The sequence below is a fragment of the Megasphaera vaginalis (ex Bordigoni et al. 2020) genome, from assembly GCF_900240295.1.
Lineage (GTDB): Bacteria > Bacillota > Negativicutes > Veillonellales > Megasphaeraceae > Megasphaera > Megasphaera vaginalis.
This window is the reverse complement of record NZ_OEQB01000002.1, coordinates 21,900-42,973: the sequence shown is the minus strand read 5'-3', so window position 1 is coordinate 42,973 and position 21,074 is coordinate 21,900. Positions and strand designations below refer to the sequence as shown.

15 protein-coding genes are annotated in these 21,074 nt (G+C 53.9%); 2 read left to right on the top strand and 13 right to left on the bottom strand.

Annotated elements, in window-relative coordinates:
* Positions 1–180: 180 nt before the first annotated feature.
* Together C0977_RS02775 and C0977_RS02770 are read left to right on the top strand one after the other, a co-directional pair.
* Positions 181–864, top strand: coding sequence for a response regulator transcription factor (locus C0977_RS02775; RefSeq protein ID WP_101912373.1), 684 nt, complete (start codon positions 181–183; stop codon positions 862–864).
* Positions 848–2,323 (top strand): sensor histidine kinase, encoded by a 1,476-nt coding sequence (locus C0977_RS02770; protein WP_101912372.1) that lies wholly within the window; start codon positions 848–850, stop codon positions 2,321–2,323. Before C0977_RS02775 ends, C0977_RS02770 begins: the two co-directional genes overlap by 17 nt.
* 72 nt (positions 2,324–2,395) lie before the next feature.
* Here the strand turns inward: C0977_RS02770 and C0977_RS02765 are convergent, their stop codons facing one another.
* The 13 genes from C0977_RS02765 to pdxA all read right to left on the bottom strand — a co-directional run bounded on the left by C0977_RS02765 (position 2,396) and on the right by pdxA (position 20,926).
* Positions 2,396–5,443, bottom strand: coding sequence for a YadA-like family protein (locus tag C0977_RS02765; RefSeq protein ID WP_101912371.1), 3,048 nt, complete (start codon positions 5,441–5,443; stop codon positions 2,396–2,398).
* 95 nt (positions 5,444–5,538) lie between these two features.
* A complete protein-coding gene (locus tag C0977_RS02760; RefSeq protein ID WP_159459018.1) occupies positions 5,539–5,715 on the bottom strand; it encodes an ESPR domain-containing protein in 177 nt (58 codons plus the stop codon).
* A 532-nt stretch (positions 5,716–6,247) separates the two neighbouring features.
* Positions 6,248–12,697, bottom strand: coding sequence for an ESPR-type extended signal peptide-containing protein (locus C0977_RS02755; RefSeq protein WP_159459017.1), 6,450 nt, complete (start codon positions 12,695–12,697; stop codon positions 6,248–6,250).
* 359 nt (positions 12,698–13,056) lie between these two features.
* Positions 13,057–13,632 (bottom strand): RNA polymerase sigma factor, encoded by a 576-nt coding sequence (locus C0977_RS02750; protein ID WP_101912368.1) that lies wholly within the window; start codon positions 13,630–13,632, stop codon positions 13,057–13,059.
* A 277-nt stretch (positions 13,633–13,909) separates the two neighbouring features.
* The gene (locus tag C0977_RS02745) at positions 13,910–14,143 is read right to left on the bottom strand and encodes a DUF2922 domain-containing protein (protein ID WP_101912367.1); all 234 of its coding nucleotides are present in this window, start codon (positions 14,141–14,143) and stop codon (positions 13,910–13,912) included.
* Positions 14,144–14,176: 33 nt separating this feature from the next.
* A complete protein-coding gene (locus C0977_RS02740) occupies positions 14,177–14,392 on the bottom strand; it encodes a DUF1659 domain-containing protein (RefSeq protein ID WP_101912366.1) in 216 nt (71 codons plus the stop codon).
* Positions 14,393–14,442: 50 nt separating this feature from the next.
* A complete protein-coding gene (locus tag C0977_RS02735; RefSeq protein WP_101912365.1) occupies positions 14,443–14,967 on the bottom strand; it encodes an N-acetylmuramoyl-L-alanine amidase in 525 nt (174 codons plus the stop codon).
* The gene (locus C0977_RS02730; RefSeq protein WP_101912364.1) at positions 14,961–15,200 is read right to left on the bottom strand and encodes a hypothetical protein; all 240 of its coding nucleotides are present in this window, start codon (positions 15,198–15,200) and stop codon (positions 14,961–14,963) included. The genes C0977_RS02735 and C0977_RS02730 overlap by 7 nt, the downstream gene beginning before the upstream one ends.
* Before the next feature lie 196 nt (positions 15,201–15,396).
* Positions 15,397–16,545 (bottom strand): iron-containing alcohol dehydrogenase, encoded by a 1,149-nt coding sequence (locus tag C0977_RS02725; protein ID WP_101912363.1) that lies wholly within the window; start codon positions 16,543–16,545, stop codon positions 15,397–15,399.
* Between the two features lie 13 nt (positions 16,546–16,558).
* Positions 16,559–17,872, bottom strand: a complete 1,314-nt coding sequence (locus C0977_RS02720) for an MFS transporter (RefSeq protein ID WP_101912362.1) — start codon at positions 17,870–17,872, stop codon at positions 16,559–16,561.
* Between the two features lie 157 nt (positions 17,873–18,029).
* Entirely contained in the window at positions 18,030–19,007 is a 978-nt protein-coding gene (locus C0977_RS02715; RefSeq protein ID WP_101912361.1) for a hydroxyacid dehydrogenase, read from the bottom strand.
* A 20-nt stretch (positions 19,008–19,027) separates the two neighbouring features.
* Positions 19,028–19,900, bottom strand: coding sequence for a 4-hydroxy-tetrahydrodipicolinate synthase (gene dapA, locus C0977_RS02710; protein ID WP_101912360.1), 873 nt, complete (start codon positions 19,898–19,900; stop codon positions 19,028–19,030).
* A gap of 42 nt (positions 19,901–19,942) precedes the next feature.
* On the bottom strand, positions 19,943–20,926 hold the full coding sequence (gene pdxA, locus C0977_RS02705) for a 4-hydroxythreonine-4-phosphate dehydrogenase PdxA (protein ID WP_101912359.1): 984 nt from the start codon (positions 20,924–20,926) through the stop codon (positions 19,943–19,945).
* Positions 20,927–21,074: the final 148 nt, after the last annotated feature.

Here is a 21,074-nt window from a genome sequence, read left to right as displayed (position 1 = left end):
AAAAAGTAAGTGTACAAACCGTCTGAATAGTATCATGCTACCACAGAACGCCATAAAATTCAATGAATCCGCCGCCTGGCAAGGGCGAATCCGCAGCCGGCAAATAACCGTTTCTTCTTGACTGCCTATCATGTATAATAAGGATATATATAATCTGTATGCGTTATATTAGGAGGATCTATGTTTGGAAGAACCCACATTCTGGTCGTTGAAGACGAACGGCATATCGCCCGTTTTATTCAAATGGAACTGGAACATGAAGGGTATGAATGTACCATCGAATACAACGGCTCCGCCGCATTGGACAGACTGGGCCGTGAAGAGTTTGATCTGATGCTGCTCGACATCCTGCTGCCGGACATCGACGGCATGACGATCTGCAAACAGAGCCGCGAAAACACGGATATGCCGATTATGATGCTCTCCGCCAAAGACGATATCGAAACCAAAGTCGCCTGTCTCGACCTTGGCGCCAACGATTATCTGACCAAACCGTTCAACAGCCAGGAACTTTTCGCCCGCATCCGCGTCCTGCTGCGGGAACGGGGCAACGGAAGTCCGGCGGAAAACACCTTGCATCTGAAGGACATGAAGCTATTTCTCGACCGGCATGAAGTACAGCTTGACGATACCCGCATCTTGCTGACAAAGAAAGAATTCGAACTTCTGTCTTATCTGATCCGCAACAAGAACATCGTCCTCACGCGGGAACGGATCCTGGAAGAAGTCTGGGGATATGAATACATCGGCGATACGAATGTCGTCGATGTCTATATCCGGTATATTCGCGGCAAACTGGGAAAGGAGCGCGCCAAAAAGTATATTTATACGATTCGCGGCGTCGGCTATGTGGCAAAAGATTAAACGCGGCGAATGGAGAAAAACACGGATCTCGCTGCCGATATCCACGAAGATGGTGCTTCTCTATTCTTCCATCGTCAGCTTTATTCTCCTCCTCGTCGCCATCATCACCGTAACGGGCATCCATCTTTTTATTAACGAATCGGCGCGCAGCTCACTTTATGCCAGCGCCGAAGCAACCGAAGCCTACCTGAACGCATACGGCAGAATGGATCCGTCCGTTTTGACGCACGCCAACTTGCAGCCCTTCGTCAAACTCCAGATCTACGATCAATCCGGCAAGCTGCTCTTGGACAATGGGCCGGCCCATTTGATGCGCAACCTGAGCGATCGCTACATTGACGACACCATTACCGGCGACGGCTCTCCTCCCCTGCCCTCGGTCGTGCAAAATCAGGACGCAAAACGATTCATCTACTACCAGACCTGGCAAAATCCGCAAGGCCAAACCTTTTATCTGCGTTTCGAACGAGATATGACGAAGGAAAATGAATTTCTCGAACTCCTGTCCGAATATCTCGTCGTCTCCATTCTCATCTGCATCGCCTTGACGACCATCTCCGGCACGTATCTGATGAAACAGGCCCTGGCCCCCATCGAGCGCATCAAGGAGACGCTGAAAGGAATTGAAGTGCCGCAACTGGGAAAACGCATTTCTCTTTCAGGCAGACAAAATGAGTTGAGCAGTCTCGCCGTGACGATCAACCAGGCCCTGGACCGGATCGAGGCCGGCTACAACCGTCAGCAGCGCTTCATCAACGACGCCTCGCACGAACTGCGGACACCGCTGACCGTGATCATGGGCTACATTGATCTCCTCGACCGCTGGGGCAAAAACGATCCGGCAATCGTAAACGAGAGCATTGACGCCATCAAGTCGGAAACCGATTATATGCGGCAGCTTATCGAACGACTGCTCTTCTTCGCCCGCTCCAGCAACGGCACCTTGCAGGAACACTTCGAGAAAATTGATTCGGCGGAACTCCTCAAAGACCTGTATGAAAAGCTCCTGCCCGTCGCCGACGGCCGCCGTATCATATTGGGAGAAAATGAATCCGCCCCCATTTACGCCGATCCGGCCAGCGTCAAACAGATGCTGCGCATCTTCACCGACAACGCGCTGAAATACACGGACCCCGGCAACACCGTCACCCTTTCCTGCCGGGTCGTAAAGAGCACGGTCAGCTTCAGCGTCCGCGACACGGGCATTGGGATCCCGGAAAAAGATATTCCCCACGTCTTCGACCGCTTCTACCGTGTCGACACATCGTGGACAAAGGACACGGGCGGCTCCGGCCTCGGTCTTTCCATTGCCCGTTACATCGCCCGGAACAATAATGCGGCCCTCAAACTGGACAGCAAGCTCGGCGAGGGAACCGTCGTCACGGCGATCTTCCCCGTCTATGAAAAGGACCTGTCCCCGGCCGGCGGCGTTTCGCCGGCCGGCAACGAGCGGTCCTAATCCGAACCGTTTCTCGCAGACAATAGGAATCCCCGCCCTCCTGAGAGGGCGGGGATTCCTATTGTCTGCGCCTTATTTTTGCTGCAAGGCGGCCAATTGTTTCATCACTTCATCCATCTGTTCCTTCAACTGCCGGTTTTCTTTGCCGATTTCTTCAATTCGCCGGTTCTGACTTGTGATGGTCTGTACCAGTTCGGCCTTCGAATACCCTGCATAGGGATTGCTCTTGCCGACCTTCATGGTGACACCGACATTAAGCATATTTTCACCGCCGCCGAAACTGCCGCCGACAGAAACCATCGTCGTATTATTCGGCCGATAGAAGGCGCCGACCGCCAGGGCATTGGCGTTTCCGTAATGCCCGTAACCGGCGGCAATAGCCAGCTTGTCGTCAGAATCAAAATCCTGCGGATGCAGCGCCGCCAACGCTGCCGCTCCGGCGCCGGTCTTATTCATGCGCTTTTCCACGCCGGCAATGCCCGAGCTGACGCCGCCGAGGAGAGCATCTACCTGCCCCTTCGTTACGGCATCGGTAGCCGCCGTGCCGGCAGCCACGTTCGTAAGCCGCGCGCCGCCGAGATCAAGGGCCGTGCCGGTCGTGCCGTCGCCTTTCGTAACCGTCGCCGAACGGATCGTCGTCGCCGCTTTACCCGTGCCGATAACCAGTTTTTCCGACGCCGCCACGGTCTGCGACGTAACCGATGCCAGTCCTGTCAGCTCTTTCGCCAAAGCGATTTGCAAGCTGCCGTCTTTTGCCGTAACGCCGATATTTCCCGTCGTCAGCGCCCCTTTCGCACCGCCGCGGATAGCCAGCTGCTCGTTCAGTTTCTTAGCGATTACCTTGCCGTCGTCACCGTTGAATTTCATGCCGTCGTCAAGAGTGGACGCCTGATGCTCAATGCCTTTCGGGTCCTTGTAAACGATGCGGGTCGCCGTTTCGCCGTTCTTACCGTCAACACCGGCGGCGCCCGATCCCGTCCGGATATCCGTCAGGCCGTCTTTGCCGTTCAAGCCGATATGCCCTTCGGCTCCGTTCACACCGTCGACGCCGTCTTTGCCGAAAATTGTTACGCCCGGTGTGCCGTCCTTACCGTTAACGGAGATGCCGTCTTTGCCGTCAATGCCGACGCCGGACACACCGTCCTTGCCGTTCACGCCGATATGACCGTCTTTGCCGTCTGCGCCTGCTTTCCCGAACGTAACGTCATCGCTCATATGGACTTTGACAGTGGCTTTGCCGTCGGCATCTTTTGTAACTTCAACGGTCGTGTTCTTGCCGTCGACGAATTTCACCTGTCCATCTTTGGCAATCGTCGTCACTGTACCGTTTTTATCGGCAATCATCCAGGAGGCGGCAGTGCCTGACTGTGCGCCGGTAATCCCCAGTTTTTCCTTCCAGCTGGTCACATTTTCATCTGTCAGATTGCTGGCATCCACTTTCGCAAAAGTATCGCCCAAGGTCGTTGTGATACCGACCTTATTTAATCCATACGTCACCTTCTTGTCTTCCAACTTGACGGAAAGGTTGTCGTCCGACGCAAATTCTACAGTCGGCGTTTCCGTTCCGTCAAGAGCCACCGCTGTTTCCGTAGTTCCGCTCTTTAGTTTGAACCCCTGGCCCAGTTTATCGATGACATTCGTAATACTGCTATTGCCAGATAAATCAATCATCGTACCGTCAATACCGTATTGAATCGTATTGCCCGTACGCGACACCGTAAGCCCCTTGCCTGCTTCTGCCGTATCAAAAGTAAGTGTAGGAGCGGCCGTACCGTCAAGGGCAATCTTCTGTTTCGTACCCGTCGCACCTGCCTGTATGGTGAATCCCTGCCCCAGCTGTATATCATATTTCTTCCCTAACTGCTTCAGCTGCGCCACATTGACGGCGTCCGTATCTTCACTGCCGGCCGCCACGCCGATAATCTGGCGGGTATATCCGCTGGTTCCCACAGAAATGGCTCCGGCCACCGATTTAAATGGCGCCAACAAAGCATTCTTTTCCCGCAAAAGAGGATTCAAGTCATTCCAGGCCTGATTTTTGGCAATAGCAGCGTTTCTTCGTGCAAGATACGCTTCCATATAATGAGAATTCTCATACGCCTGACCAAGAGCCAGCTGTGCATTGTCCATTATCTGTTTATTTTCAGCCGTAGGATTCAAGTCATAATCAACTTGGGCAGTTTTATAAGCCGCATCGGCAGCTTGAACCATCTTTTCAGCAACAGTAAAAGTGGTATCTGCCGTATTAAAAATGGCTGCAGCCTGATCATAAGTCGTTTGCTTAGGCGCTATACGGGTATTTATATCAGACAGCTCCGCTGCTTTTCCCAAAGCAGTCGCAATGACTGCATCACTGGCAAAAGCAGCTTTACTGATCGGGTCATATCCTAATTTTTCTCCTGCCCCACGATCTGCCACAGAATTACTTCCCAATGCTACGGTGTCTGCAATGATCGACCTCGCATTCTTTCCAATAGCCGCCGAATTTATTGCTCCTTCTTCTACAATCCCTCCACTCAAGGCCATCGAATTTTCTGCAACAGCCTGAGACTTTCTGCCGGCTGCCAAGGAGTACGCTCCATCAGCAATGCTGCTCGATCCTAATGCCGTACTTCCCCATCCGCGGGCTTCTGTCCAAGCACCCATGGCCGTAGAATATGTTCCGATTGCCAATGCATTACGACCAAACGCATTTGAAGCCTCCCCTTTGGCTACACTTTCTTGGCCGAGAGCATGCGAATTATTTCCCCATGCTTTGGTCGCGTTACCAAAGGATATGGAATTTTCCCCTGCCGCAACAGACTCTGTACCGCCAGCTAAAGAATCCGCTCCATCAGCAATCGTATAATGTCCCAATGACACCGCTCCGGTTGCAGAAGCGGCAGTGGCAAAGCCCAGTGCCGTTGAATACCCTATTTTTCCCGGATTAGCTGTATTTCTTTTTGCCACAAGTACAAGGCTTCCGTCAGGATTATCCATCCCCACCTGTTCCTGCACGTACTCATATTCACCAGTAAAAATACCTCCATTTTTAATCGCGTTTTTTACGATATGGATTCCTGCAATATTCCCCTTTCCGATAGCAATATTTCCGCCATACGTTCCTCCCAGACCATTCACCCAGTTTTCCCCTACCCAGCTGTACTTAGTGGATACATTCTGATGGGTTGTCCCATCAATAGTAAACCATCCAATTTGGGCCACATTGTCAGGAGCTACGTTTGTCGAATATACCCCCCCGGTATATTAATCAGCAAAAAAGCCGCCAAAATGGCTGCCGGCGTAACACCGCATTTCGACGATTTACTTTGCGCCTGGCTCTTTACCAGCTCGGAAACGACGATATATCGTTTTTTCACCTTACTCCAAATAACCTTGTACACTTTGTTCACACTAGTTCCTCCCTGCTCCCAAAATAAACTTTCCATGTATGGGCGCCGCTATTGCGCCGACCATAAGCCATGGAGCGGCATGCGGATACACAGTCCCCTTATTTGCAGAACACTCCCCGTCCCGCCATTCCCGTTGCCGGGCAAAACGCCTTTGTACAGTTGCTGAAGCATCGTCACGACAGCGCATCAATTGTACTAAATTCGTAATCTGTATCGTCTATTTATTACGTGCTATTTATATAAAAATAATAATTATATTATTTTTATAAACTTCTTACTTATTCTGGACTATTTTAATCGGATTGTCAAGTAAAAAGAACGACGTTCCGTCTTCTATTACTGCTGAAACGAAGCGGATGGCGACGCAGTGCCGAGTCATGACCGGATGCCATCGACTGCCCTGCTCCCAACAAAAAAGCCCCGGTTCCGGGACTTCCCGGAACCGGGGCTTTTCAGCTGATAAACGTATGCGGCAAGCACCGCATACGCGTTACGCGAATTGTACCGCCAGCTACTGCTTAGTCAGTCACATTTACATGCCGACTTTCGCCATGAGCGCCTGAATCTGCGCCTTCATCGTATCAATTTCTTCTTGCTGCGCGTCGATCTTATCTCGCTGCGCCTTGTTTTCAGACAGCAATTTATCGTTTTGCGCCTTCATGACCGTCATTTCCTTTTGCATGACGGAAACGGCATTGCCTGTCACCATTCTGTTCCGATCGACTGCAGCGTTTCCGCCGCTGCGGCTGCCGATTTTCCACGTGATCCCGGCGTTGTACATGTTGTCGTGCGTTCCCAACGACATACCCGCCTGAAGCATCATAGCATCGCTCTGGTAATGGGCGATGCCGATCGCCACGGCATGAGCGCCTTTGTAGCCGCCGAAGCCGGCCATGATCTGCGTCGGTTCGAGGGGATCGTAAGCCATCGGCTTCAGTGCCGATAATGCCGCCGCATTGGCGCCGACATCGGCGATGCCGTCGTTCAGATTGCCAATGGCATTGGCAATCTTGTTAATGGCTTCCCCCTGCTTTTCAATAGCGACATCTCGAACATACAGTTGTCCGCCGTTGACGGCATTCGTCGATCCTTCCGCCACCTTGCCGTCTGCCACATTCGTAATGACTTTGTTGTTTCCGTTAATGCCGTCCTGCGTTATATACGTGCTGCCGTTGACTTGCAAGGCGGCGGCAGTAAGCGCCGAGGTCTTGCCGTCCTTAGCCGTGACCGTCAACCCGCTGCCGCTGAGATTCGCCGTATTGCCGTTTCCGTCAGCAGCGTTAAAAGACTTGGCCGTCAGATCATCCGCCGTCGCCGCCTGATAATCAATACTGCCATCGGCAGCCGTAGTCTTCGTCACCGTTATGTTTTTCCCTGCCGATACGGTCACCTTCGCCGCCTTGAGGGAGTTTTGAATGGCCTGGCTTGCCTGTTGGAGCTGCGCTTCCGTAGCCGCTTTGCCGGAGCCGGAATAGTCATGGGCGGCGTCCCAAACCGTATTGGTCAGTCCGTCTACGGTCCCCTGCTTGCCGTCGACCGTAACGGTACCGGCCTTCACGATTCCCGCCGTACCGTCAACAGCCACCTGTCCGGACGGATCGCCGCCGGCGCCGAAGGTAACGTTATCGGCCAGTTTCACAGTCAGTGTCTTTCCACTGTCATCGGCTTCGGTCGTAATATTACCGTCGCCCTTGACGCGAATCTGCTCACCCAGATTTTGTTTCACCGCCTTACCGGCGTCATCTTGCAGTCCGAAACCGCCTGTTGCGCCGGTGCCGGTTCCGTCGGTAAATTTCCGGAGCTGCCCCATATTGACGGCATCCGTATCAGCTTCGCCGACAGCTACGTTGGTGATCTTATTGCCGCCGTTATTCAGTCCCGCATCGGTCAGACTGACAACGCTATTGCTGTCGGCCTGGCTCGGCATGATGAAAATACCATGAGCGCCTATATTGACGGAACCGGTGTCGTCACCGACTTCATATCCCGTCGTCGTAACGGCAGTGTAATTACCGAATTCATCTTCCAGATCGATAGAATTCAACCCTTTCAGGTTCTTTGCCAAACGCACCTGCAGATTATTGACGCCGTCAGAGACGACCCCCAGGTTATTCTCTGCCGTCAGTAACGACGTATCGGAAACGCCGCCGACGACGTTAACCTGTTCATTCAATTTCTTCTTGACAGTCGTCCCATAGTCACCGCCGTATTTTATCCCGTCATCCAAAGTGGCTACATCACTGACAACGGTCCCGTCCGTATACGAGAGCCGCGTCTTCGTCGCCCCGTCTGTACCGTCCACGGCAGGCGCTCCCTGTCCGCTCTTGATGGAAACGGCGTCAGCGCCGTTCGCGCCGTTGAGAGCGATAGAACCGTCAGCGCCGTTCAGCACAATTCCGGCGCCGTTCTTTCCGCTCACGCTTATTTTTCCGTCAGCGCCGTCGGCGCCTTTCGTACCGACAGAGACATTGCGGGACAAGCCGATTGTCATGGTTTTATATTCATTATCGCCGCTGACAGTAACACCGTCTACGCCTTTGAACGTGACCTGTTTTCCCAGATCCTGCTGCACCTTCGTGCCCTTGTCGTCAAAGAAACCGAAACCGCCTTTCGCCGCATCCGTGATTCCGTCAATGACCCCTTGCAGCTGGCCGCCGTTGATCGCTTCCTTGGAACCCGTTTCCACGAGTCCGTCAGCGACATTGACGATTTTGTTGCCGCCGTTATCCAGTCCCGCATTGGTCAAGGTAACGCGCTTCGTCGGATCTGCCGCGCTGTTGCTGACAGCTATTCCGTTCGTATCCATCAGCGTATTGCCGGTGCGGACGCTGGCCAGCCCCTGCAGGTCCTTCGCCAGCTTGACCGTCAGCGTATCGACACCGTTGGAAACAATGCCGATATTGCCGTCTGACAGCAGCGCCGTATCGGTCACGCCGCCGACGATCTTTGTTTCCTGTCCGAGGCTGCGCTTAAAGGTATTTGCCAAAGCCGTGTCCGCCGACACGTCGCCGGAGAATTTGAGCCCGCCGGCAACAGTGATCTTGACGGCGGCCAACTGTCCGTAGTTCACGGCATCGGTTGTCGCCGTACCGTCAGCGACATTGGTAATTTTTTGGCTGTTCGCGTTTATCCCTGCATTGGTAATATATGCCTTTCCGCCGACAGTTACACCGGCGTCGCCGATGGTTACCTGCTTCGTCAGCTCCGTCCCTGCCGTTACTGTCTCAAACGCAGGATTTTCGCTCATGACCAGTTCCAGGCCGTCGCCGGCACTGTTCTTTTTCACGCCTAAGTTCTTATTCGATACGCCTGCCGTCACATCCGTAAGTCCCCCTCTGACAGCTAAAGTGCTGCCGAGGTCACGGTGTACGCTAACGCCGTCATTACCTGTAAAATTCAAGCCGTTCGTCGTGGCCGCGTTCGCCGCAGCTGCAACGGCCGACTTTACATCGCCAATGGTGGCCCCGTTCGTCACTGTCGTGCCGCCGCTGGCCATATTCATCACCTGCGCGCCGCCCAAATCCACCTGGTTCGCCGCGTCGCTTAACGTCAGGGTCGTCCCTGTCGTCGTCCCCGTAGCGTTGTCCGTCTTCGTGTTGGCAAGGGATGCGATCCCGGTCAGGTTACTGTTCAGTCCATACGTGAACTGGCTCCCTGCCTGCGTTACATTCAGGTTGCTGCCGGCGTTGAACGTTACCGTTTCTCCTGCTTTTACCGCTGTCGTGACGGCGCCTGTCGAATTTGTTCCGGCAGTCACGTTGAAGCTGGCGCTGTTGATCGCTTCCGCCACGCTCCCTGCAGTGGCGTAGCTGTCGGCGGTGCCTGCCGATGCTTTCCCGCCCGTCGTGGTCAGCGTTGTCGTCGCTACATTGATGGTTCCGTCACTGCCTACTGTCAGGCCGTTTCCCGTATTCACGTCGATGGCTCCCGTCGCGCCGTCTTTCTTCAGCGTCTTGCCCGTATTCACGGCAACGTCGTAGGTCGTGTTGCCGTTTTCGTCATTGGCGCCTTTCGTGACCTTCACGGTCTGGTCAGAGGACGCAATCGTCGTCACCGTGTCCGTATCGACAGCGCTCGTATTGACCGTCAGTTTTCCGTCGTCTCCGATTTTGATCGTACTGCCGTCTACGTTCACGTCATAGCTGACTGCATACTCTCCACTCACATTGGCAACGTTGGCCGTGCTTCCTTTTCCATTACGGAAGTTGACCGTGCTTCCTGCCGTAATCAGTTTTTTCGAGCCGTCCGGCCCCGCCAGCTGCCAGCCTGCGCTGTTGATCGCATTGGCTACCGCGCTTCCCGTGACCAGAGCGTTCCCCGCCGTCGCCGCAACGGTACCCGTTCCCCCTGCCGTCAGCGCCGTCGTGACCGCGCTCAGGCTGTTGCCGGTCGTCGTGAGGGTCGTGCCGTCGGTATTGACGTTCACTTTGTATTCCGTATTATTTCCCGTTGTCACTCCGGCGACGGTCGTGTTGCTGCCATTGGAAAGAGTCGTCGTTTGTTCCGTCGCCGCCGCCTGGTCCGCAGCGGCCTTAATCGTATTCGTCAAGTCGAGGGTAAACGTCTGGTTATCGTTGCGCGTCAGTGTCGCCGTCTTGCCGTCAGCTGCCGTCGCTGCGCCCGTTATATACGTGTCCTGCAGCCCCGTCATCGTCGCGGTCAATCCGTTTGCCCCCGTAAGGGTCGCGCTGCCTTTCCCGTCCGTGCCGTAGGAAACTGCGCCACCCGTCACGTATTTATCGTTTCCTGCCGCGATCCGGGCGACGTCGCCGATATTCGCCGCGTTAGTCGTTGTATTGCCGCCGCTGGCCACGTTCGTGATGACCTGGCTGTTCCCATCAAGGCCTGCCGCCGTCACGTACGTCTTCCCGCCGACAGTGAGGCCCGTGCTATTGATCGCCGTTCCTCCTGCCGTGACGCTGTCCAATCCGGTCAGCGTTTTCGCCAATTTAACGTGCAGAGCCGTTCCGTCGGAAATGACGCCGATATTGTTATCCGTCAGATCCGTCGTCGCGCCGCCGGTAATATCCATCCGCTCGCCCAGTTGCTTCGTAATTGCCGCGCCGGCATCGCCGCCGAAAGAGAGTCCGCTGCCAACGGCATTGGTCAATGTCGTCAGGTTGGCAGTATTGGTCTTGACGCCGTCACTGACGGTCTTCAACTGGTCTTCTGTAGCCGCTTGGCCGCTGACCACTGTCGGACTGTCGATATCCCACGCCAAGTTAGTCAGCCCGTTGACCGTGCCTGATCCGGCGATCTGCACGGCGCCTGCCGTAATATTCCCCGTCACGCCGTTGACAGTCACCTTGTTCCCTGCCGTGATCACTCCTGTCGTGCCGTCGATGGTGATCGCCTTATCCGGCGCGTTCGTTTTATCACCCAACGTAATCTTGTTATTCAAATTTACCGCAAAGGGACTGGCGCTGCTTCCATCACCGGAAATGGTCGTATTGGTCCCATTAGCCATATACGTCTTATCCGCCGCAAGCTCCGCCCTCATCTGCTGTACATTGACCGCATCCGTATCCAATGTGCCTGCCGATACATTGCTGATTTTGGCATTATTCGCATTGAGACCCGTTGCCGCCACATATGTTTTGCCGTCGACAGCAAGGCCGTTGGTATTCAGCTTCGACGCACCGGTTACGATACTGCCAGTTGATCCCAGATCGATATCCTTCTTCAATTTTACGTTGAGAGCGCCGCTTGCATCGGACACGACGCCGATATTTCCATCTGTCAGATTTGCCGTCGTACCGCCTTTAACGGTCAGCGTATCACCAAGCTGTTTATTGACAGGCGTCAAATCATCGCCTTGGAAATTCAGTCCTCCGTTCATCGTCGCCGTCAGCGAATTGGCCACGGCATAAAGCTGACTGCCGTTGACCGCATCGGTGCTGCCGGCGGACAGAAGTCCCGGCGCGACACCCTGGATACGGCGAGTGCCGGTCAGAGAACCGACGCTGACAACGCCGGTGACAATATTGCCGCCGGCAAAGGAAAAGGATCTGCCGTTTAAGGTATCTCCCGTATAGGTTTTATTGATACCCTTCGACGGAGAACCGCTCCCGTCCGCGATATAAGCAGAACCGGTGCCAAGGAAAACGGAGTTACTCGTCGTCGCCGTCACACCGTTGCCGAGAATAAACACATCTGTATTCTGCGCTGCCACCGTGTTGTTGTTCCCGATCACGCCGGCGCCGGACGCGTTCACCTTGTTATTGTTGCCAAGTACATTCACGCCGCTGATCACGGCGCCGGTGCTGTCCGCCTGATTGTTTACGCCGATAGCGGACGAGTTGACGGCAGTGACGTTAGCCGTTTGCCCGATCGCGATGGAACCGGCGCCATTGACAACCGCACCGCTGGCAGCAAAGGTATTGGCGCCCGTCGCCGAACTGCCTCCCAAGGCTACAGATCTGTTGCCGGACGCCCCGGAATCGCCCAGCGCGACGGCGTCCGTCCCGTTCGCGATGGAAGAGTTACCGCCGATAGCGACAGCGCCGGTTCCGGTAGCCCCCGTTGTTCCCGCGCCACCGATAGCGACGGCTCCCTCACCGTTAGTCCTTGTCCAGCCGAGAGCGATCTGTCCATTATACCCGGTCCCCGTTACCGCGCCGCCGATGGCCACAGAAGACTTGCCATACGCGACAGATGACGTGCCGATAGCAACGGTATTGGCATTGCCATAAGCGTAAGTACTGCCTGACACGCCGATAGCCAGGCCGTTTTGTCCTTCCGGTTGTGTCGATGTATAGCTGACACCGGAAGGGCCGCTGCCAAACCCGGAAGAAGCGCCTGAGCCGGTAACGGCGTAAGCCGGAGCTGCAGCCAGCGTATGAACGACCAGCAGCCCCAGCAGCGTCGTCCGGCCGGCAATGCTGCCGGACCGAACTTTCCCCACATGCCGCTTCGCGAATTCCGACGCGACGACATAACAGCCCTTGCTTCTGCTCCAAACAACTTTGTATATCTTGTTCAATTCTGTATCCTCCCCAATGACTCCCCGGTAAAAAGAATCTTCCACTTTCTGCATCATGCTCTGACAGATGGTCAATATGAACCCGGCCGCAGCCGCACAGGTATCCGTCCTCTTACCATACACAGCAGTATCCTGTCCTTTATATGGACATTTTCCGTCTAATTATAGCATGACATCCCCGTTTTTCCTTACCCTTTCTTTACATTTTACATTGCTTTTTTCTCATCTCCCTATGCAGGAGTTCATTCTTCCTGATCGTCCTGAACGAATGGCCCTGCGCGCGAACAAAACCGCCGCGTTCATCGGGCAAAAAAACCTGTGCGCAACGGCGCACAGGTTTTGTATAACAGTTCTGACGGCTACGTTTCCAGCGTTTCCCGCAGGCGCCGCACAACAGCGGCCAGATCGCGGCTGACACCGGACTGGCTTCGGCCGATTACGGCGCCGATGCGTTTTTCCGAAAGGCGACAGGTATACCGGAGATGCACTAAGGTTCGTTCCTTTTCCGACAGCGAAGCGACGGCACGGCGCAATCGGCAGCGCAGCTCTTTTTCGAGCAGTGCCGTTTCCGGCAGCGGCGCCGTCTCATCGGCGATTTCCGGCGGCAAGTCCGTCATGCCGTCGGCGGTGACAACAGTGCGCAGCAGCAGCCGCCGTTCCCGCTGCGCCTTTCTGGCGGCGGCGCGCAGCGAATTGTAAACGGCGCATTTCAGCCAATACGCCGGCACGAAGCCGCACTGCGGCGCATACGTCCGCACGCCTTCCAGCAGCGCCGTCACCGCCGTCATTTCGGCACTCTCCCAATCGTCAAAAAAACAACAGAACGCACCGGCGTGATGGCGCACCAGCGGCTTGAACCGTTCCAGTACACGGAGCATCGCTTTTTCATCGCCTTCGTTGGCGGCAACAATGAGGTTTTCAACTGAATCTTCCATCTTTTTCTCCTTTACATACGAACCGGATCTACACGTCTTCTTCCGGATACAAGCATGACGATCAACTCCCTTCTCTCCTGATCCAGCATGGCTCTGCGCAGGACGTCTCGCCGTCGATCCGACGTTGACGGCCGTCTATCTCCTTTGTGTATATTATGTAAAATGAAAATGAGATTCCGATTAAAATACCATTAGAATTTGATTAAAAATCTTCGGCCTGCAACCATAAAGAAAAAGCAGACCTCGGAAAGAAGTGCTTCCAAGATCTGCTTTTTCTTTATGCTCCCTCGAACGTTTCGATCGTGCGCGTCACGATTTGGCGGTCTTTCAAGACTGTCAAGGCACCGTTTTCCGTCGCAAAGATCCCGCTGTCAATGACGGCCTTCGCGGCCGTATCTACAACGGCTGCACTGAGATCGGACTTCGGTTTCGCAAGCTGAAAACGAAGTTCTTTCCCCTGACCGTCGGCAAAGGTAAGCTGCAAGGTCTTCACTGCCGATTTTGTAATCACTCGATTCACCTCCTTTTCGCCCTGTTGTCAGGCTTACATTTCAATAACGTTTTCCACCACTTCTTTTACCGTCGTCAGCGTGTCTTCCTGCAGGCCCGCTAAGGCTGCGGAAGCTGCTGCGATTGCAGCCGGCTCGGAGCCGGCTTTAAGGTCGCGGAAAGACAGTTCCCGTTTTCGTTCTTTCGAAGCTTCGTCCACATACGAGACGACGAGCTTCAGCTTACTGGAAACCGGTACGCGATTAGCCATATGATCACCTCCTTTCGCGTGTGCTGAAAGACTGCCGCTTTTCGCAGCGGCTAAACGCCAGGCAGGCATGGCACCGTCACGGCGGCGGCGACAGCTGCGGCGACGTCGGCGCGACAGGCGGCGTAACGTGCCATATCGCCGTCATTGTCGAGGAAACAGACTTCGACGAGGATAGCCGGCATGATCGTCCGAGACAGGACGTACAAGTCAGGTCGCCGTTTGACGCCTCTGTCGGGAAGCTGCAGAACCCGGCAGAGACGACGCTGCACGGCAACGGCCGCCGCCGTACTGCCGGCGCTGCCGCTGCAGAACGTTTCCGTTCCCGACGCCGTCCCGTCAAAGGCATTGAAGTGCAGCGACACGAAAAGATCGGCGCCCATTGCATTGGCTTCCTTGCAAAGGGCGGCCAGATCGTTGTCCTGCCGGAGCGCAACGCGCACCTGCCTATGAGCCAGCGCCGCCGTTACGGCCAGCCCCAGCTCATAGGCCGCGTCGCATTCGCGCAGGCGGAGACGTTCATTGACGGCGCCGCTGTCGCGTTTTCGGTCATGACCGGGATTGATACAGATCAGCAAGGCCGCTCCTTTCTCCCGTCCGTGCCGTCGCCGCCGTAGGGGCAGCCGGAACACAGCGATACCTGGACCGTCGAAGACACCGCCGCCGTCTGCGCCGCCGGACAGGGACAGCGCGTCGTGTACCCGCAGGGCTCATAGGGTCTGCATGGCAACAGGGCGGCGGCAATCCGCCTGACGACATAGACCAGCTGCCGCCACTCGATGAGCCGCAAAAAACGTAACATTCGTTCCATCGTTCCTCCTTTCTCCGGGCAGTTCGTTTGCCCTTACATGTATATAGAGCCGGCAGCCTTCTTTTTTATGCACCGTTTTTTTGAAATTCCACGCTGCTTCAGGCGTAAAACGGCTCCGTTCGCCGTATTCGGCGCGTAAAAAGGGAGGAGCGGCAAGGCCTTAACGCCTTACCGCTCCTCCCTTTTTCTCTTGTTTTTAAAACAGTTTTTGGTAAATATGACGAATATCATCCAACGATAATTCCTTGCAATTGTTGACTAAGAGCCGTTTTTGCTGGCTGCCGGCCTGTACGAGAAAATCCAGATCCGCTGCCTTGACGCCAAACGTTTCCAGACTCGTCGGAATATCGGTTCCGGCTACGATATCTTTGATTTCGGCAATGATATAATCCGCTTTGGCTGCCACCGTTTCCCGACTCTTTTCCGGATAAACGGCATCGCACAATTCGGCCAAGCGATCGGCACAGGCATCTTTATTGAATTCCATGACGTGAGCAAAAAGGATCGCATTGGAAACGCCGTGAGCAATATGATATTTGCCGCCTAACGGATAGGACAAGGCGTGAACGGCCGTCGTCCCCGAACCGGTAATGGCGATGCCGCCGTAAAAAGCGCCGAGCAGCATTGCCGATTTGGCCTGCATGTTGGCGGCGTCCGCATAGGCTTCCCGTATATTGCGGAAGATCTTGCGCGCCCCTTCCTTCGCATACGTATCACTGAGCGGCGTCGCCTTATTGGACGTGTAGCATTCCACCACATGCGCCAACGCGTCGACACCGGTAGCGGCGATAATCTTCGGCGGCAAACCGGCAATCAGAGTTGCGTCAAGAATGACGTAATCGGGAATCATGCAATTATTGACGATACCCTGTTTCGACTGTTCTTCCGGAATGGCGACGATGGCGTTGCACGTCGCTTCCGAGCCGGTACCGCACGTCGTCGGCACCATCAGCGTTTTGATGTACTTTTTGGCGATCGTCGGATCCTTGAGCAAGTCGTGCACGCTATATTCGGCGCCGATAACAATACTGGCAATCTTGGCGGCATCCATGACCGAGCCGCCGCCGACGCCGACGATAAGATCAACCTGTGCGTCCCTGACTTCGGCAATGACCCGTTCGACATCCAAATAAGACGGTTCCGATGCCAGATCATCGATAATCGTCAGCCTGACAGCTGCACAGATATCTTCAATCCCTTTTGTGATGCCCGTGCTGCGAACGCCCTTGTCGGTGAACAGGAGCACGGACTGCGTCTTTTCTCTTGCAAGTACTTCCTTGATTTTTTCAATACTGCCGACGCCGGCATACGTAACAGCCGGGATCGTCAACTGACATGGTTTCATATTCTTTCCTCCCTTAACGTTCTTCTACTTGTATCGGCTCAATCTTACCTAACCCGAAGACGAAATTGACCATGGCAATGACCAACAATACTGCCGAGAAAAGCAGAGCGAATTCAAAATGACCGGTCGAACTGACGATGAATCCCGTGACAACAGGACCGACGACACCACCGAAATTGGAAACGCAGTTCTGAATGCCGGCGACGATCCCCGTCATATTCCGCGGCGCAATTTCACTGGGAATAGCCCAGACTTGAGATGCGGCGACAACGGTTCCGGATTTGGAAATACAAAGCAGAATCAGCGTCAGAACGAGCGATTCCGTAACAGCCGCAAAGCCGATGAAAGCCGCCATAGCCAACCCGATACACAGAAACAGCTTCCGTGTCGCCGTCAGGGACAATTTACCTGACGAATGAACCTTGTCCGAGGTAACGCCGGCAATAATTTCGACGACGGCGCCGCACAGCAGCGGCAGCGATGCGGCAAAGCCCATTTCCGCAAAGCTGAGACCGCGATCTTTCATCAGATACATAGGCAGCCACGTGATAAAGAAGTAGGAATTGTAGTTTATCATGAAGAACCCGATACACATGGCGCGAACGTTGCGGTACTTCAACAATTCATACCATTTCATCGGCATCGACGCATCGGCTGTCGAATCCTCGCCGTCCCGGATGTAATCCAACTCTGCCTGATTGACGCCCTGATGTTCTTCCGGTTTGTTTTTGAAAAAAGCAAACCAGATGAGCGACCAGGCAACGCCGATAACACCCAAAACGACGAAAGTCCCCTGCCAACCGATCTGAATCATGAGCCACGTCAGAATAGGGATTCCGAAGGCGCCGCCGAATTTCTGGCCGCTGTCAAAAAGGCCGCCGACAGTAGCACGTTCACTTTTGGGAAACCAGTTGCGTGTAATGGCGGCATTACTGGGATAGGCTCCGGCCTCGCCAATCCCCAAGATCATGCGCAACGAAAGCAACGACTTGAAGCCGGTAGCAACGCCCGTAAGACCGGTGGCGATAGACCACCAGAGTACCGATAACCCCAGCGCTTTGCGTTGACCGAATTTTTCGGAAACGAAACCTGCCGGAATCTGCAATAACGCATAGCATAAGAAAAAGGCCGACATGAGCATGCCCATTTCTTCCGTCGTCACGCTCAGATCTTTCATAATATGCGGCGTCGCAATGGCCAACGTCGTTCGGTCGATGAAATTGATAGCAATAGCGGCCCACATCATGGCGGCTACGGCCCAGCGGACATGGGTGCGCTTTTCGCCGGCCTGGCCGGCAAGCGCAGCGGTATTATTTTCACTAGCCATTAAAATCCACTCCTTGTTCGGGGAACACAGCCCCGAAGATAGTCATCTCGATAAAAAAAGAGGCAGGCGGGGCCGAATAGGACCGGGAACTGTCAGCGACGGCGGTAAAGAGCCGCCCCTGTCGAAACGACTGCCTGTCTCCGGGGGATCGGGGATATTATTTCTGCCACCGCTGATGATCGTAAGCTTTCGGATTGCAGACTTTGTCCCATTTCATGCCGTTTACGACGGCAACGGCGCCTTCTGCCGCCATCGTCGCCACGCCGGAAGCCGCTTCCCGTGTCTGTCCCGCCATGTGGGGCGTAACAATGATATTGTCATGTGTAAACAACGGGTCGTTCGGATCGATCGGTTCGTGGACGACAACATCGGTACCGGCACTATGAATTCTATTTTCGCTCAAAGCCTTATCCAATGCTGCTTCATCGACAATGCCGCCGCGGGCGCAGTTAATCAATATCGCGTCGCTTTTCATCAGGGCAATTTCTTTTTCGCCGATCATATTCTTCGTTTCCGGGGTCAGCGGCGTGTGAATGGAAATGACATCGGCTTCTTTTAATATATCTTCTACCGTCTCACGATAGCCGTACCCTTGCTTTTCTACGGCTTCTTTGCTGATGAACGGATCATAAACGAGGACCTTCATGCCGATGCCCGTCGCCATTTCGGCAAAATCGCCGCCAATGTGTCCATAACCGATAAGACCTAAGGTCTTGCCGAAGAGTTCATAGGCTTTATACGAACTGCGGACGCCGAAATTCCCTTTGCGCATTTCCTGATCGCTGTGCAGCATGTCCTTGGCGCAAGCAAACATCATCGCCATCGAATGTTCGGCAACGGACCGCGTATTAGCGCCGGGAGCAATGACGACGGGAATGCCTAATTCCGTCGCTCCCGCGACATCGACATCGTCAACGCCGACGCCCGGACGGGCAATGACTTTCAGCTTCGGGCATTGTTCCATCGTCGCTTTATCGATACGACCGATACGGATAATAACACCGTCGGCGTCTTTTAATTCAGGCAGCATATCTGCCGGTTCGCCGCTGTTGGTAATAACGACGTCGACGCCTGCTTTTTCCAGAACAGCCATGCCGTCATCGTGCAGTCTATGCGAAATAACAATCTTTGCCATGTTCGTTCCCCCCTTGTTGCTTAATATAATGTAAAGACTTCTTCCAATGCCGCTTTAATAGCAGGGTCGGTGCAATTAGACGGTTGACGTGCCGGGCCTACATGATAGCCGCGCATATTGACAGCCAATTTTACGACGGAATTCGGGTTGCCCATTTGCATAACGTTGCGGAAGGGGCGAATTTTCTTCTGCGCTTCGTTGGCCTTTTCAATGTCGCCTTCTTTCCAGTAGTTGTAGATGCTGACCATTAATTCGGGGAAAACGTTGGAGCAGCCCGAAATAGCGCCTGTGCCGCCGGCCAACAAGGCCCAGAGAATCAGCGAATCGCTGCCGGGCAGAACGTTCAGACGCGGATCTGTATTTTCGATATATTTCAGCATATTGTCGAAGTTTCTCGATGAATCTTTGATACCGATAATATTTTCAAAAGCCGCCAATTTCTTAACTGTCGTCCATTCAATGGCATTACCTGTGCGAGCCGGAATGTTGTAGAGCAAAATCGGCATGTCGACGTGTTTTGCCACTTCACTGAAATGTTCGTATAAATCGCCTTGCGAGGCTTTAACGAAATACGGCGTAATAACAGAGAGGCAGTCAACGCCCAATTTCTTGGCGGCTAAAGACATTTCAATCGTTTCTTTCGTCGTAACGCAGCCCGTGCCGGCATAGACGGGAACACGTCCGTTAACTGCTTCTACAGCCGCTTCAATGATTTCAAGTTTTTCAGCTGCCGAAAAGGCATAAAATTCGCCGTTCGTTCCCAACGGGAAAATACCGTGCACGCCGGCTTCAATCAAGTGGTTGATAAAGGCTTGGTAAGCACGCTTATCAAACGTTTCTTTGTCCGTTAAGGCAGTCACAACAGGGGTAATCAATCCTTCAGCTTTAAACATAATCGCAAGTCTCCTTTTCGTATAAATCTATATTAATATGAATTAACCTTCTGCAAATCGTTTCCCTAAGTCTACGGCATAGAGCATACTGTCTACTTTGGCAATCCCTTTGCCGGCAATATCAAAAGCCGTGCCGTGATCGACGGAAGTGCGAATGATCGGCAATCCCAAGGTTACGTTAACGCCGAAATCAAAGGCAACCATCTTCATGGGAATATGACCTTGATCGTGGTACATGGCAACGACAATATCAAAGATGCCTTTATAAGCTTTTAAGAACACCGTATCAGGCGGTACCGGTCCTTCGACGTGAAGGCCTTCGGCCTGCGCCGCTGCGACAGCCGGCGTAATTTCCTCAAGATCTTCTTGCCCGAAAATGCCCGATTCACCGCTGTGCGGATTCAAACCGGCAACGGCAACTTTCGGGTCCGCGACGCCGAGCTGTTTCATCGCGCCGTCGGCCAGATGAATACATTCCATGACGCGCTCCTTTCGGACACGGTCACAGGCATCGCGCAGCGAACAGTGTGTAGAAACATGAACGACGGACATCTTTTCGCTCCAGAGCATCATCGTATAGGTCTTCGTCTCCGTCAGCGTCGCAAAGATCTCCGTATGGCCGTCATAGTTATGCCCGCCAAGATGCAGAGCCTCCTTGTTCAACGGCGCCGTCGTAACGACGCTGATCTCCCCTTTCAGCGCGTCGCCGATAGCTCGCTCGATATAGCGATACGCCGCATCGCCGGCAACGGGAGATACCTTGCCGATTTCGAGATCTTTTCCTAACGCCAGGTCAACGACGGAAATAACGTTGATTTTACCCGGCTGAAAATCGGCCGCACATCCTATCTGCACCAGCGGCGTCTGCAAGTTCAGCAGGCGGTGATAATAGGCAAGAACCGCATAACTGCCGTAGATCAGCACCGACTCTTTATACTCCGCTTTCGCTTCAATCGCCTTCAACGACACCTCGGGACCGACACCGGCAGGATCACCCATAGTAATACCTACAAATTTTGATTTCACAATTGGCCTCCTCCCAATGATAAAAACATTATTAAACGTAAACAATAGTTTATTTTTGTTTTTTAATGTTCTTTTTTGTTTGTTTTTATTATAATGAAAATATCCGACACCGGCAATACAAAAAAAGCATTTTCCTATACTCATTAAT